Annotated in this window: 15 protein-coding genes; 8 read left to right on the forward strand and 7 right to left on the reverse strand. The window is 69.3% G+C overall.

The features are described from left to right. Positions 1-904 (reverse strand): malic enzyme-like NAD(P)-binding protein (locus Q4F04_RS09910; RefSeq protein WP_303369668.1); only part of this gene is annotated, 904 nt, incomplete at its 3' end. A gap of 127 nt (positions 905-1,031) precedes the next feature. On the opposite strand from Q4F04_RS09910, the gene Q4F04_RS09915 reads away from it, so the two are divergent. From Q4F04_RS09915 to Q4F04_RS09925, 3 genes are read left to right on the forward strand one after another with little or no spacing between them, the layout of a single operon-like run. Next, positions 1,032-1,784: an amino acid ABC transporter substrate-binding protein gene (locus tag Q4F04_RS09915; RefSeq protein WP_303369669.1), complete on the forward strand. Its 753-nt coding sequence runs from the start codon at positions 1,032-1,034 to the stop codon at positions 1,782-1,784. A gap of 22 nt (positions 1,785-1,806) precedes the next feature. Further along, complete coding sequence (locus Q4F04_RS09920; protein WP_303369689.1) at positions 1,807-2,457, forward strand: amino acid ABC transporter permease; 651 nt, start codon at positions 1,807-1,809, stop codon at positions 2,455-2,457. Beyond that, the gene (locus Q4F04_RS09925; RefSeq protein ID WP_303369670.1) at positions 2,454-3,200 is read left to right on the forward strand and encodes an amino acid ABC transporter ATP-binding protein; all 747 of its coding nucleotides are present in this window, start codon (positions 2,454-2,456) and stop codon (positions 3,198-3,200) included. The genes Q4F04_RS09920 and Q4F04_RS09925 overlap by 4 nt, the downstream gene beginning before the upstream one ends. Here Q4F04_RS09925 and Q4F04_RS09930 read toward each other — a convergent pair. Together Q4F04_RS09930 and Q4F04_RS09935 are read right to left on the reverse strand one after the other, a co-directional pair. Beyond that, positions 3,197-3,511: a multidrug efflux SMR transporter gene (locus Q4F04_RS09930; protein ID WP_303369671.1), complete on the reverse strand. Its 315-nt coding sequence runs from the start codon at positions 3,509-3,511 to the stop codon at positions 3,197-3,199. The genes Q4F04_RS09925 and Q4F04_RS09930 overlap by 4 nt on opposite strands. 104 nt (positions 3,512-3,615) lie before the next feature. Beyond that, on the reverse strand, positions 3,616-4,446 hold the full coding sequence (locus Q4F04_RS09935; protein WP_303369672.1) for a 2-keto-4-pentenoate hydratase: 831 nt from the start codon (positions 4,444-4,446) through the stop codon (positions 3,616-3,618). A gap of 131 nt (positions 4,447-4,577) precedes the next feature. On the opposite strand from Q4F04_RS09935, the gene mutS reads away from it, so the two are divergent. Next, a complete protein-coding gene (mutS, locus tag Q4F04_RS09940; protein WP_303369673.1) occupies positions 4,578-7,205 on the forward strand; it encodes a DNA mismatch repair protein MutS in 2,628 nt (875 codons plus the stop codon). 11 nt (positions 7,206-7,216) lie between these two features. Here mutS and Q4F04_RS09945 read toward each other — a convergent pair whose 3' ends face one another. Continuing rightward, positions 7,217-7,951: a DUF1013 domain-containing protein gene (locus Q4F04_RS09945; RefSeq protein ID WP_303369674.1), complete on the reverse strand. Its 735-nt coding sequence runs from the start codon at positions 7,949-7,951 to the stop codon at positions 7,217-7,219. Positions 7,952-8,107: 156 nt separating this feature from the next. Between Q4F04_RS09945 and Q4F04_RS09950 the strand changes: the two genes are divergently transcribed. Then, positions 8,108-8,734, forward strand: coding sequence for a ribonuclease T2 (locus tag Q4F04_RS09950; protein WP_303369675.1), 627 nt, complete (start codon positions 8,108-8,110; stop codon positions 8,732-8,734). 307 nt (positions 8,735-9,041) lie between these two features. On the opposite strand, the gene Q4F04_RS09955 is transcribed toward Q4F04_RS09950, so the two are convergent. Then, entirely contained in the window at positions 9,042-10,031 is a 990-nt protein-coding gene (locus Q4F04_RS09955) for an NAD(P)H-quinone oxidoreductase (RefSeq protein ID WP_303369676.1), read from the reverse strand. Beyond that, on the reverse strand, positions 10,031-10,687 hold the full coding sequence (locus Q4F04_RS09960; protein WP_303369677.1) for a COQ9 family protein: 657 nt from the start codon (positions 10,685-10,687) through the stop codon (positions 10,031-10,033). Before Q4F04_RS09960 ends, Q4F04_RS09955 begins: the two co-directional genes overlap by 1 nt. A gap of 101 nt (positions 10,688-10,788) precedes the next feature. On the opposite strand from Q4F04_RS09960, the gene rpsU reads away from it, so the two are divergent. Both rpsU and Q4F04_RS09970 read left to right on the forward strand, forming a co-directional pair. Then, a complete protein-coding gene (gene rpsU, locus Q4F04_RS09965; protein WP_011748553.1) occupies positions 10,789-10,995 on the forward strand; it encodes a 30S ribosomal protein S21 in 207 nt (68 codons plus the stop codon). A 162-nt stretch (positions 10,996-11,157) separates the two neighbouring features. After that, the gene (locus tag Q4F04_RS09970; protein WP_303369678.1) at positions 11,158-11,565 is read left to right on the forward strand and encodes an OsmC family protein; all 408 of its coding nucleotides are present in this window, start codon (positions 11,158-11,160) and stop codon (positions 11,563-11,565) included. Here Q4F04_RS09970 and Q4F04_RS09975 read toward each other — a convergent pair whose 3' ends face one another. Further along, on the reverse strand, positions 11,566-12,738 hold the full coding sequence (locus Q4F04_RS09975) for an HPP family protein (RefSeq protein ID WP_303369679.1): 1,173 nt from the start codon (positions 12,736-12,738) through the stop codon (positions 11,566-11,568). A 279-nt stretch (positions 12,739-13,017) separates the two neighbouring features. Here Q4F04_RS09975 and Q4F04_RS09980 point away from each other — a divergent pair. Continuing rightward, the coding region (locus Q4F04_RS09980; RefSeq protein WP_303369680.1) for a hypothetical protein at positions 13,018-13,388 on the forward strand (371 nt) is incomplete at its 3' end.

The following is a 13,388-nucleotide window of genomic DNA, read 5'->3' on the forward strand; positions in this document are numbered from 1 at the left end:
GCGTGATCTCGGGGTCGGGGTTGGCCATGGCGAAGATCACCGGGTTCGGGGCCATGGATTTCACCATCGCCTGCGTGACCGCGCCCTTGGCGCTGACGCCCAGGAACACGTCGCAACCCACCATGGCATCCGCCAGCGTGCGGGCCTCGGTCGCCACCGCATGGGCCGATTTCCACTGGTTCATGCCCTCGGTGCGGCCTTGGTAAATGACGCCCTTGGTGTCGGCCATGATGCAGTTCTCGTGCCGCGCGCCCATGGCCTTCAGCAGTTCAAGGCAGGCGATCCCGGCCGCGCCGGCGCCGTTCAGGACGATCTTCACGTCCTCGATGCGCTTGCCCGACAGTTCCAGCGCGTTCAGCAGCCCCGCCGCGCAGATCACCGCCGTGCCGTGCTGGTCGTCGTGGAAGACGGGGATGTCCATCATCTCCTTCAGGCGGCTTTCGATGATGAAGCACTCAGGCGCCTTGATGTCCTCCAGGTTGATGCCGCCGAAGCTCGGCCCCATCAGGCTGACCGCGCGGATGATCTCCTCGGGGTCTTCGGTGTCCAGTTCGATGTCGATGGCGTTCACGTCGGCGAAGCGCTTGAACAGCACCGCCTTGCCTTCCATCACCGGCTTCGAGGCCAGCGCGCCGAGGTTCCCCAGCCCCAGGATCGCCGTCCCGTTCGAGATCACTGCGACGAGGTTGCCCTTGGTGGTATAGTCATAGGCGGTCTCGGGATGCGCGGCGATCGCCTCGACCGGAACCGCCACGCCGGGGGAATAGGCGAGGCTCAGGTCGCGCTGGGTCGCCATGGGGGTCGAGGGCACGATTTCCAGCTTTCCCGGACTGGGTTCCAGGTGATAGGCCAGCGCCTCTTCCGGCGTGATCCGCGAACGGTGCGGCTGGTTGCTGTCGGTCATGATCCCTCTTCCCCCATTCCTGTTGCTCCAGAATGGCCGACAAGGCACAGTCGGCGCAACGCGCCAGTGGAACGCGGGCGGTCGCGGCATCGTTGCCAGAAGCCGCGCCAGCAGAAAGGCTTTTCCCATGAACAGGATGCTCTCCGCCGCCCTCGCCCTTGCCCTGATGTCCGGCGCGGCTGCCGCCGAGACGATCCGGGTGGGCATGTCGGGCGGCTATTTCCCCTTCACCTTCACGCAAGGGGGGCAGTTGCAGGGCTTCGAGGTCGACGTGATGAACGAGGTCGGCAAGCGCACCGGCGACCAGGTCGAGTTCGTCACCATGGGCTTCGCCGGCCTGATCGGGGCAATGGAATCGGGCCGCATCGACACCATCGCCAACCAGATCACCATCACCCCCGAACGCGAGGAACGGTTCCTGTTCTCGCGCCCCTATGTCTATGACGGCGCGCAGGTCGTGACCCAGCGCGGCAACGACGAGGTGACGGGGATCGACAGCCTTGCGGGCAAGACGGTCGCCGTGGACCTCGGCACGAACTACGAACAGATCCTGCGTGAGCATCCCGAGGCCGATCAGATCACCATCCGCACCTACGAGGGCAACGTGGCGCAGGAAACGGCGCTGGGCCGGGTGGATGCCTTCGTGATGGACCGGGTAAGCTCGGCGCAGCTCATCAAGGAAAGCGGGCTGCCGCTGCAGCTTGCCGGACCGCCCTTCAGCGAGATCAGGAACGCCCTGCCCTTCCGCAACGACGAGGCAGGCCGCGCCATGCGCGACCGGGTGGACGCGGCGCTTGAGGTGATGGGCGAAGACGGCACGCTGAGCGCGATCAGCGAGAAGTGGCTCGACATCGACGTCACCAAGCCTGCTGCCGAGTAGCCCGTTGCTCGACCTGGGCTACATGGCGGGGCTGGTCCCGGTGATCCTGCGCTATGTGCCGCTGACAATCGGCATGGCTGTGGCCGCGATGCTGGCGGCGCTGGCGCTGGCGGCGGTCATGGCGGTGATCCGGGTGCTGCGGGTGCCGGTCGCCCATCAGCTGGCGGGGGTCTTCATCAGCTTCTTCCGCGGCACGCCGCTGCTGGTGCAACTGTTCCTGTTCTACTACGGCCTGCCGCAGGCGATCCCGGCCTTTGTCCGCATCGACGGGGTGACGGCGGCGATCCTGGGCCTGACCCTGCATTTCGCCGCCTACATGGCCGAATCCCTGCGCGGCGCGATCACCGGCGTCCCCCGCGACCAGTGGGAGGCCGCGCGGGCGGTGGGCATGACCGAAGGGCAGACCATGCGGCGGATCATCCTGCCGCAGGCCGCCCGCGTCTTTGCGCCGACGATGGTCAACTATTTCGTGGACATCCTGAAATCGACCTCGCTGGCCTTCACCCTTGGCGTGACCGAGATGATGGGCGCGGCGCAGAAGGAAGCCGCGGGCAGCTTCCGCTATCTGGAATCCTTCCTCGTGGTCGCCTGCCTCTACTGGGTGATGGTCGAGGCCTTGGCGCGGGTGCAGGGCTGGCTCGAACGCCGCAACGCCAGAAGGCGCACGGCATGAGCGGGCGCTGCGGGGCGAGCCTGACGGGCCTGACCAAGCGCTTCGGCGAGAATGTCGTGCTGCGCGGCATCGACCTGTGCGTCGAACCGGGGGAATGCGTGGCGGTGATCGGGCCTTCCGGGACGGGCAAATCCACGCTGCTGCGCTGCTGGAACTTCCTCGAACGGGCGCAGGCCGGGACGGTGCAGGTGGGCGATCTGTCGGTGGATGCGGCGACCGCCTCGCGCGCCCAAGTGCTGGCGATGCGGCGGCGGACCTCGTTCGTGTTCCAGAACTACGCGCTGTTCGCCAACAAGACCGCGCGGCAGAACATCGCCGAGGGGCTGGTGGTCGTGCAGGGGATGCCAAAGGCGCAGGCGGATGCCCGCGCCATGGCGATCCTTGACGACATCGGCTTGGCCGACCGGGCGGATACCTGGCCCGCCAACCTGTCGGGCGGCCAGCAGCAGCGGATCGGGATCGCGCGGGCGATGGCGCTGGACGCCGACCTGATGCTGCTGGACGAGCCGACCAGCGCGCTCGACCCGGAATGGGTGGGCGAGGTGCTGGCGCTGATGCGCCGCGTGGCCGAGGCCGGGCAGACCATGGTGGTCGTGACGCACGAGATGCAGTTCGCCCGCGAGATCGCCGACCGCGTGGTCTTCATGGACGGCGGCCTCATCGTCGAGGAAGGCCCGCCCGGACGCATCTTCACCACCCCCACCGACCCGAGAACGCGCGAGTTCCTGCAGCGCGTGCTTTAGGGCGCGACCCGCATCAGGACGATGCCCCCCACGATCATCGCCGCGGCGATCAGCCGGCCGGGAGAGGCGCTTTCGCCCAGCAGAGCGATGCCGAGGACAAATGCCCCGGCCGCCCCGATCCCCGTCCAGACGGCATAGGCGGTGCCCAGCGGCAGCAGCCGCATCGCCAGCGCCAGCAGCCAGAAGCTGGCGATCATGCCGGCAAAGGTGATGACGGTGTAGGACAGCCGCGAGAAGCCGTCCGACTGCTTCATCGCATAGGCCCAGATGACTTCCAGGATGCCGGCCACGAACAGTTGCGCCCATGCCATCGGACGACCTCGCTTTCACGCCGGGCCGTCCCGGATGCGCTTCCCTAGGGGCAGGGCCGTCCCTGCCCGGCGACGCTAGCCGTCACCGTTTGCCGGTTCAACGGCTATTGCACCAGCCTTGCCGCCACGCGCATCGGCCTGCCGCCGATCAGGTATTCGGCCGTCACCGCCAGCCCCGGCTTCGCCTCGACCAAGGGGCTCAGCGAGCCCAGCGAGATCATCTGCCCCGGTTCCAACGTCACGTCGCCATGGCCGATCAGCCACAGCACCACGTCCAGCGGATGGCCCAGCAGCATCTCGCCTGTGCCCGTGACCGGCTCGGCGCCCTCGGCCTGCAGCGTGACGGTCAGCGCGGCGAGGTCGGCCACCGGGTCGGACAGGTCGGCCATCGCCACGCCCTGCCCGATGACGCCCCGCCACGGGATCACGCCGTAGGAGGCCATGATCGGTCCGGTGGGTTTCACGCCCTCGGCCAGCGCCATGTCGGGCAGCTCGATAAAGGGCCGCACATCGGACAGGCTGGCTGCGACCTGTTCCCGCGTGGTGGCGTCGTTGATCGCGGCATCGCGCACCGTCACGATCAGGTCGGCCTCGTAGAAGGGCGAGCGGCTGCCGGTCAGCGAGACCTCGGCCCCGTCCTGAAGGATCATCGGCGCGAACAGCGCGCCCGCGACCGGGGCGGTCACGCCGAAACGTTCCTGCGCGGGCTTCGAGGTGAAGCCCACCTTCCAGCCGACGGGCGCGCCCATCTCGGCCTCGAGCGCCGCGCGGAAGGGGGCATAGGCGCAGGCGGCGTCCTCGACGGTGGCGACGCCCGGATCGGGCAGGCGCTCGCCCGAAAGCCAGGCTTGGGCGGCCTCCTGCATCTGGACGGGCGGCGGACAGTCGGCCAGAGCGGGGCCTGCGGCCAGAGCCAAGGCTGCGATCAGTTTCATGGGAACCTCCCCTTTCCCGTTCTCCCTGACGCTGCCAGCAGGCTCCGCGTCTGTCCAATGGAATCCGGCAGGCGGTTCCAAAGCCGTCCTTGCCCCACTAGAACGGCGGGGCTCCGACCCGAGGCCCGACCATGACCGACCAGCCGACCCCGATGATGGCCCAGTATCTTGCGATCCGCGAGGCCAACCCCGGCGCGCTGCTGTTCTACCGGATGGGCGATTTCTACGAGATGTTCTTCGAGGACGCGGTGGCTGCCGCCGCTGCCCTCGACATTGCCCTGACCAAGCGCGGCACCCACATGGGCGAGCCGATCCCCATGTGCGGCGTCCCGGTCCATTCCGCCGAAAGCTACCTGCTGACGTTGATCCGCAAGGGGTTCCGGGTCGCCATTGCCGAGCAGATGGAGGACCCGGCCGAGGCCCGGAAGCGCGGCTCGAAATCGGTCGTCGCCCGCGACGTGGTGCGGCTGGTGACGCCCGGCACGCTGACCGAGGAATCGCTGCTGGAGGCCCGGCGGCACAATTTCCTCGCCGCCTTCGCCACGGTGCGCGACGACTGCGCGCTGGCCTGGGTGGACATTTCCACGGGCGCGCTGCGGGTCGCCCCCTGCCCGCAGGTGCGGCTGGGGCCGGAACTCGCCCGCCACGCGCCGCGCGAGTTGCTGGCGCTGGACGGGTCGCGGCTGGACGACGTGGCGCATGAGGCCGGCGCCGCGCTGACCGAGCTTTCCGCGGCCAGCTTCGATTCCACCGCCGCTGTCCGCCGCCTCTGCGAGCTTTACGGGGTCGAGACACTGGACGGCTTCGGCCAGTTCACCCGCGCCGAGCTGTCCGCGATGGGGGCCATCGCGGATTACCTGATGCTGACCCAGCGGGGGCGGATGCCGCGCCTGTCGCCCCCGGTGCGGGAAAGCGGCGCAGGCGTCATGCAGATCGACGCCGCCACCCGGCGCAACCTGGAACTGACGCAAGCGCTATCGGGCGGGCGCGAGGGCTCGCTGCTGGCGGCCATCGACCGCACCGTGACCGCCCCCGGCGCGCGGCTGCTGGAACGCCGCATCTCGGCGCCCTCCCGCGACCTGTCGCTGATCCAACGCAGGCAGGCGGCCGTCGCGGCGCTGGTCGAGGACGCGCGCCTGACTGCCGACCTGCGCGATGCCTTGGCGCGGGTGCCCGACATGGACCGGGCGCTGTCGCGGCTGGCGCTGGAACGGGGCGGGCCGCGCGATCTTGCCGCCGTGCGGAACGGGCTGGCGGCGGCGGTGCGGATTGCCGCGATGATCGGCGGCGACGACCCGCTGCTGGCCGGGGCTGCCACCGATCTGGTCGGCCATGACGCGCTGATCGACCTGCTGGACGAGGCGCTGGTGGCGGAACCCCCGCTGCTCGCCCGCGACGGCGGCTTCGTGGCAGCAGGCTACGACGCCGAACTGGACGACACGCGGGCGCTGCGGGACGAAGGTCGGGGCGTGATCGCCCGGATGCAGGGCGACTATATCGCGGAAACCGGCGTCCAGAGCCTGAAGATCAAGCACAACAACGTGCTGGGCTATTTCATCGAGACGACCGCGACCCATGCCGAGCGGATGCTCGCCCCGCCCCTGAACGAACGCTTCATCCACCGCCAGACGACGGCGAACCAGATCCGCTTCACCACGGTCGCGCTTTCTGAACTGGAAACCCGCATCCTGAACGCCCGCGACCGCGCGCTGGAACTGGAGCGCGCGATCTTCGACCGGCTGCTGCGGGCCGTGCTGGATGAGTCGCCCCGCATCGGACAGGCGGCGCGGGCTCTGGCCGAGATCGACGTGGCCGCCGGTTTCGCGGACCTCGCAACCGGAGAGGGCTGGACGCGCCCGCTCGTGGACGACAGCCGGGCCTTCATGATCGAGGGCGGCCGCCATCCGGTCGTGGAACGCGCGCTGAAGCGGAAGGGAGAGCCTTTCGTCGCCAATGACTGCGCGCTGACGGAAGGGCAGACCCCGGCCATCTGGCTGCTGACCGGGCCGAACATGGCGGGGAAATCGACCTTCCTGCGGCAGAACGCGCTGATGGCGGTGCTGGCGCAGGCGGGTGCCTTCGTGCCCGCAGCCCGCGCGCATATCGGGCTGGTGTCGCAACTGTTCAGCCGGGTGGGTGCGGCGGACGACCTCGCGCGCGGGCGGTCCACCTTCATGGTCGAGATGGTCGAAACCGCCGCGATCCTGAACCAGGCCGATCCGGCTGCGCTGGTGATCCTCGATGAGATCGGCCGCGGCACCGCCACCTGGGACGGCCTCTCCATCGCCTGGGCGGTGCTGGAGCATCTGCACGGGACGAACCGCTGCCGGGCGCTGTTCGCGACCCACTACCACGAGATGACCCAGTTGGCCGCCAAGCTGGAGGGCGTCGAGAACGCCACCGTCGCCGTCCGAGAATGGAACGGCGAGGTGATCTTCCTGCACGAGGTCCGCAAGGGCGCCGCCGACCGCAGCTATGGCGTGCAGGTCGCCCGGCTGGCCGGGCTTCCCCCGGCGGTGGTGGAGCGTGCGCGGGACATCCTCGACGCGCTGGAAGCGGGCGCCCGCGACGGCGCCGCGCGCCCGGCCGCGCTGATCGACGACCTGCCGCTGTTCCGCTCGGCGCCCCCCGCGCCCGCATCGGCCGCAAGGGAATCAGCCGCCGAAAAGCGGCTGCAGGCGGTCCGGCCCGACAGCCTCAGCCCGCGCCAGGCGCTGGACCTCGTCTATGACCTCGTCGCGCTGGCGCGGAAGGATTGAGGCAAGGCCGCTCAGCGGTCCTCGCCCTCCTCCTCGTCATCGCCTTCCGGCAGGTTGAAGAAGCTCTCGGCATCGAGATCGGCTTCGGGCTTCTCCTCCTCGCGGGTCAGCGAGAAGTTTTCCAGCCCCGCGATGGACGAGGGCAGGCGCGGCTCGTCCAGCATCGACAGGCTCGCTTCGGTGGACACCAGCTTGCGGCGCTCGTCATCCGACATGACCTCGGGCTTGGACTTCGCGGCCTTCTGGACAACGGCATCCAGTTCCGACTGGCGGCACAGACCCAGCGCCACCGGGTCGATGGGCGTGATGTTCTGGATGTTCCAATGCGTCCGCTCACGGATCGAGGTGATGGTCGGCTTGGTCGTGCCCACCAGCTTGGCGATCTGCGAATCGGCCAGTTCCGGGTGGAACTTGACCAGCCACAGGATCGCCGCCGGACGGTCCTGGCGTTTGGACAAGGGCGTATAGCGCGGGCCGCGGCGCAGTTCCTCGCCCTCGGCGGCGGGGTTGTGCTTGAGCTTCAGCTTGTAGGCCGGGTCCTTCTGGCCCTTGTCGATCTCGGCCGGGTCAAGCTGGTTCGAGCCGACGGGATCGAAGCCCTTGACCCCCGCCGCCACGTCGCCATCGGCGATCCCCTGCACCTCAAGCTCGTGCATCCCGCAGAAATCCGCGATCTGCTTGAAGCTGAGCGTGGTGTTGTCGACCAGCCAGACGGCGGTCGCCTTGGCCATCAGCGGCTTGTTCATGGGTTGCTCCTTCGCAATATCTCTCTCGGCCGGGAAACCGGGTCGGCCGCGGGGCCAGTCCACAATTTCGGGGGGAATTGCCGTCCCATATACGTCCGCAGCCGCGCCGTTTGAACCCCCTTTCTCGTGGAACGCGCCGGGCCTAGCTTCAGAGGCATGAAGCGCCTTCTCCTTGCCGCCCTGCTGATGCCCCTGCCGCTTGCCGCGCAGGATGTCGCGGGCGAGTTCGACTACTACGTCCTTGCGCTCAGTTGGTCGCCAAGCTGGTGCGCCACCGAAGGCGCAGGCCGCGACGAGCCGCAATGCGAGCCGAAGCGGCGGGTGGGCTTCGTCGTCCATGGCCTCTGGCCGCAGTACGAGCGCGGCTGGCCGGACTGGTGCGGGACCGCGAAAGCCGATCCGTCTCATCGGGACAGCCGGGCGATGGAGGACGTGATGCCCTCGGCGGACATGGCCTGGTACCAGTGGCAGAAGCATGGCCGCTGTTCCGGGCTGTCGGGACCGGACTACTACCGCGCGATCCGCCGGGCGGCCGAGGCGGTCGAGATCCCGCCGGTGTTGCGGATGCTGCCCCGCGATGTCCGGCTTGAAGCCCCGGTGATCGAGGATGCCTTCATCGACGTGAATCCCGCCTTGACCCGCGACGGCATCACCGTGACCTGCGACGATGGAAGGCTGGACGAGGTCCGCATTTGCCTGACCCGCGACCTGGAACCGCGCGACTGCGCCGCCGATGTGCGGCGGGACTGCCGGTCCCGGATGCTGGTCGAGGCGCCGGGTTGAGACGTCGTAGCGGGGGTTTTCCACCCCGGGAATGGGGCAAAGCCCCATTCACCCCCGCAGGATATTTCCAGCCGAAAGACGCGTGCTAACCCTTTATCAACTTTCCCCTGCAATGCAGGTCGAGCGGTACAGGCGGGGACGCCGATGACCGCGCCGAGAGACGCCACACCCCTCGCGGACGAGCGCCGGCGAGGGGTGTGTGCGCTTTTCCCGTGCGTCTTTCGGCCTCAAATATCCCCGCCGGAGGCTCCGGCAGCGACGCCGGGGCATCGTTGCGGGAAAGGAAGCGGCGGTGAAGGAAGGGGCCTTACTCCCCCACCCGCAGCACGATCTTGCCGATGTGATCCCCCGCTTCCATGTGGGCATGGGCGGCGGCGGCCTGATCCAAGGGAAACTCGGCCTCCATCACCGGGCGCAGCTTGCCTGCCGCGATCATCGGCCAGACATGGACGCGCAGTTCCTCGGCGATCCGCGCCTTTGCCAGATCGGACTGCGGGCGCAGGGTGGACCCCGTGATGGTCAGCCGCCGCATCATCACCGGGGCAAGGTTCAGCGTGATCTTGGACCCGCCGAGAAAGGCGATGAAGACCAGCCGCCCATCGTCAGCCATGGCCCTGATGTTGCGCGCGACATAGTCGCCGCCCACCATGTCGAGGATCAGGTCGGCTCCGCCCTCGGCCCGCAGCACCTCGACAAAATCCTGTTCGCGGTAGTTGATCGCATGGGCGCCGAGCCGGGCGCAGGCGGCGCATTTCTCGTCCGTCCCGGCGGTGGCCCAGACCCGCGCGCCCAAGGCGCCGGCAATCTGGATCGCGGTCGTGCCGATGCCGGACGATCCGCCGTGGACAAGGAACCGCTCTCCCGCTTGCAGCCCGCCGCGCATGACGACGTTGGACCAGACGGTGAAGCAGGTCTCGGGTAGGCAGGCTGCCTCGGCGAGGCTGAGGCCCTCGGGGACCGGCAGGGCGTGCTCGGCGGGCGTCAGGGCGTATTCCGCGTAGCCCCCTCCCGGCAGCAGCGCGCAGACGGCATCGCCCACCTGCCAGCGGGTCACGCCCGCGCCCACCGCCGCGACATGGCCCGCGCATTCCAGCCCCGGCAGGTCCGAGGCACCGGGCGGGGGCGCATAATTCCCCTGCCGCTGCAGCACGTCGGGGCGGTTCACACCGGCCCAGGCCACGCGGATCAGGATCTGGCCCGCGCCGGGGGCGGGCACGGGGCGGCGGGCGGGTTGCAGGACATCGGCCTCGCCGGGGCGGGTGATCTCGACGACCTGCATCTCGTGCGGCACCGACATCACGCCTGCCCCCCGTGGCCGGGCGCGGGCCGGGGGCGGGGCTTCCTGATCCAGCCGGTACTCAGGTCGGCCAGGGCGCCGACGCCGGGCAGCCTGCGGACGTTCGCCTTGAGCTTCTCGATCTGCATCACGTCGCCGATGCGGCGGTCGATGAAGGCGCGGGTGTCCGCCCGCCCATCTGAATGGTCGCCCAGCCAATAGAGCACCACGGCCCCCCAGACGGAGGCGAGGGTCGCCCGCTTGGTCCACCAGTTCACGTCCTCGGACCTGTCGCCCAAGCCCGTCCAGATCGTGTCCGCCGTTTCCCACATCAGCCGCGCGCCGAGGGCCGCGTTCTGCGGCAGCGCCATCACTGTCGCGCCCGCGCGCACCAGTTCGGGGTCAGAAAGCTGCAGCCGCCGCCAGATCGCGTCGGCCACGCGGTCGCGGAAGCGCCCCACCGAGGGCGAAGCCGCCAGCAGCCGTGCCAGTTCCGCGTCCCCTTTGCGGTGATAGGCGGCGGCCAACCCCGCGCCGCCTTGCGGGAAATGGACGCGCGCCAGTTCGGGCGACATCCCCAGGTCGCGGGCGCCCGCCATGAGGGCGCGGTCGTTCATCCCGTCGAAGGGCACATGCGTCAGCGCGGCCTCCAGCAGCCGGTCGCGGTCGTGTTGCATCGGAAAAACCTCCGTCAGGGTGGACATCGCGGGCAGGCTGCGCTAAGGGGCTGCGTCCTGCAATCACATCAACTCTAACCTAGGAAGGTGGTGACAACCACATGCAGGTGAGCGTTCGCGACAACAACGTCGAACAGGCGCTTCGTGCCCTGAAGAAGAAACTTCAGCGCGAAGGGGTCTTCCGCGAAATGAAGCTGAAGCAGCATTTCGAGAAGCCGTCGGTGAAAAAGGCCCGTGAAAAGGCCGAGGCCGTCCGCCGCGCCCGCAAGCTGGCCCGTAAAAAGGCCCAGCGCGAAGGCGCGCTGTAAGGGCTTTGCGACGGCGCGCTGTCAGGCGCAGCGAACCGGATGGTTCAAGAAAACCCCCGTGGTCCAAGCCACGGGGGTTTTTCGTTGCGCCGGATGCACGGCAGACAGCGCCCTTGCGTCGTGCTAGTCTCGGGCCTGCAAGGTCAGGCGCGAGAAGCTTCCATGCCCACCGTCACGGTCAGTCTGGCGAATGTCGCGGGGACCGAGGCCGCGCTCGGCTGGGCGGGCAGCCACACGCTCGTGGTGGATCGGCCCGAGGGGAAGGCGGGCGGCCTTGGCCTCGGCTTCAACGGCGCGCAACTGCTGGCGCTGGCGATCGGCGGCTGCTTCTGCAACGACCTGCGCCATGTCGCCCATCGGCGCGGGGCCCGGATCGGCTCGATCTCGGTCGAGGTGGCGCTGGTCCTTGAGGACGATCCCCTCATCGCCACCCGTGCCGACATGACCATCCGCTGCGGCATGGCGGACGGATCAGACCCCTCGCCCGTGATCGAGGAGGCGAAGCAAGGCTCGATGGTCGGGATCTCGCTGCCGCGGGGCATCCCGGTTTCGGTCGCGGTGGGGTCCTGATCAGGCCGGGGCCGGTCCGGCGCGCAGGCTTTGACGCGCCAGCGCCGCGATCAGGTCGGTCTGGGTGACGATGCCGACGATTTCGTTGCCTTGAAGGATCGGCACGGCGTCAGTCCGGTGGGTGGCCAGATGCGGCAGCAGCGCGGCAATCGGCGCATCCGGCCGCGCGATGGGGGGCGCGACCTGCATCACGTCGGCGGCGCAACCGGCCGCGCCGCGGCGCGGCAGCAGCTTCCTGAACCCGCTGTCCGCAAGCGCCCAGTCGCTGGCGATCAGGTGCAACTGGAAGATGATGCCGAGAAAGCGGCCATCCTCGCCCACCACCGGCAGCGAGGTGAAGCCGTGGCGCGTGAACAGTTCCGCCACCTCGCGCAAAGGCGTCCGGGGGCCAACAGTCACAAGGTCGCGCGACATGATGTCGGCGGCCGTCTGCACGTCGGTGCGATGCGAGGCCGCCTGGATCTCGGCGGCAGCGACCAGCCGGGCCAGATCCTCGACGCCCAGGTTCAGCGACTGGCGATAGCGGACGAGGATGTCCGACAGTTCCTCCTCGGTCAGGCCCAGCCGCTCGACGGCGGGAGGATCGGTGGTGCCGTTCGGGTTGGGTTCATGGAACTGGCGCAGGGGATAGCGGCGTCCCGTGGCGCGGGCGTAAAGGGCCGCGACCACGACAAGGATCGTTGTGCCCGCGGCCACGGGCAGCAGCGCGAAGCCCAGTCCCAGCGGCGCGATCCGCTCGGCCCCCAGCGCCACGGTCATGGCGACCGCGCCCCCCGGCGGATGGGTTGCCCGGCAAAGCGCCATGACCACGATCGCCAGCCCCACCGCCAAGGGGATGCACAGCCGCGGGTCGGACACGAGGCGGCAGACGAGGATGGCCGTCAACGCCGCGACGGTATTGCCGACGATGGCGGGCCAGGGCTGCGCCAGCGGGCTGTTCGGCGCGGCGAACAGCAGCACCGACGAGGCCCCGAAGGGCGCGATCAGGTAGATCGCCATCCACAGGTCGGGCGAGAAGGCCAGCGCGCAGGCGGCCGTCGCCGCAAGCCCGAGAGTCGCGCCGAGGCCCGCCCGCAGCGCCTCTCTCACCGGGACGGCGGCGGCGGTGGGGCCGAGGGCGCGCAGGCGGGAATGGGACGGGAAGGCGGCAGGGGGCACGGCATGCCTCATCATGGAATGACGCCGCTGGGTATGGCCCCCCGCCGCATCCCGCAAGCCCGACCGAAGCCGCATGCGCGCCCTGCAGCCCTGCCGGGCTAAGGCGGCGGATGCCCGACAGCACGGCCGCGAGCGGCGGTTCGGCAGAAGGCGGTGCCGCATCGGGAACCGCCCTTGCGTGACAGCGCGGAAAGACCTGCCTTTCCCAGCACCACGGGTGCTTGCCGCGGAGGTTCCCATGCCCCACCTTCGGGGATGGAGGATCGGAAATCCCTTGGCCTGCAGGAGTCGGCGATGCGACTGATGTTCCTTGTTCCGTTCATGCTGCCGGTGTCGGCAGCCGCCTTCACGGCCCAGAATGGCATGAGGGCCGCGCAGGTCGGCCCCGCCGAGATCGCGGTCGCCCATGAGGTGCGGCGGGACGACACCGAATACTGGTGCGCCGCGGGCGATTTCGCGCGGCGCGTCCTGGGGCAGCCGGGCACGACCCGGATCTGGCGCGCGACCCCCAAGCCGCGCCGGGCCGGGGAAGGCATCGTCTTCACGCTCGATCCCGCGAAAAAGGCCGAAGGGGCGGGGCTGTCCCAGTTCGGCTCGGGGCCGCGCGACGGCTCGATCTCGGTCGGGATGGCCGTCGGAAGCTTCTGCCGCATCGACTTTCCCTA

The organism is Paracoccus sp. (in: a-proteobacteria) (assembly GCF_030536915.1).
GTDB lineage: Bacteria > Pseudomonadota > Alphaproteobacteria > Rhodobacterales > Rhodobacteraceae > Paracoccus.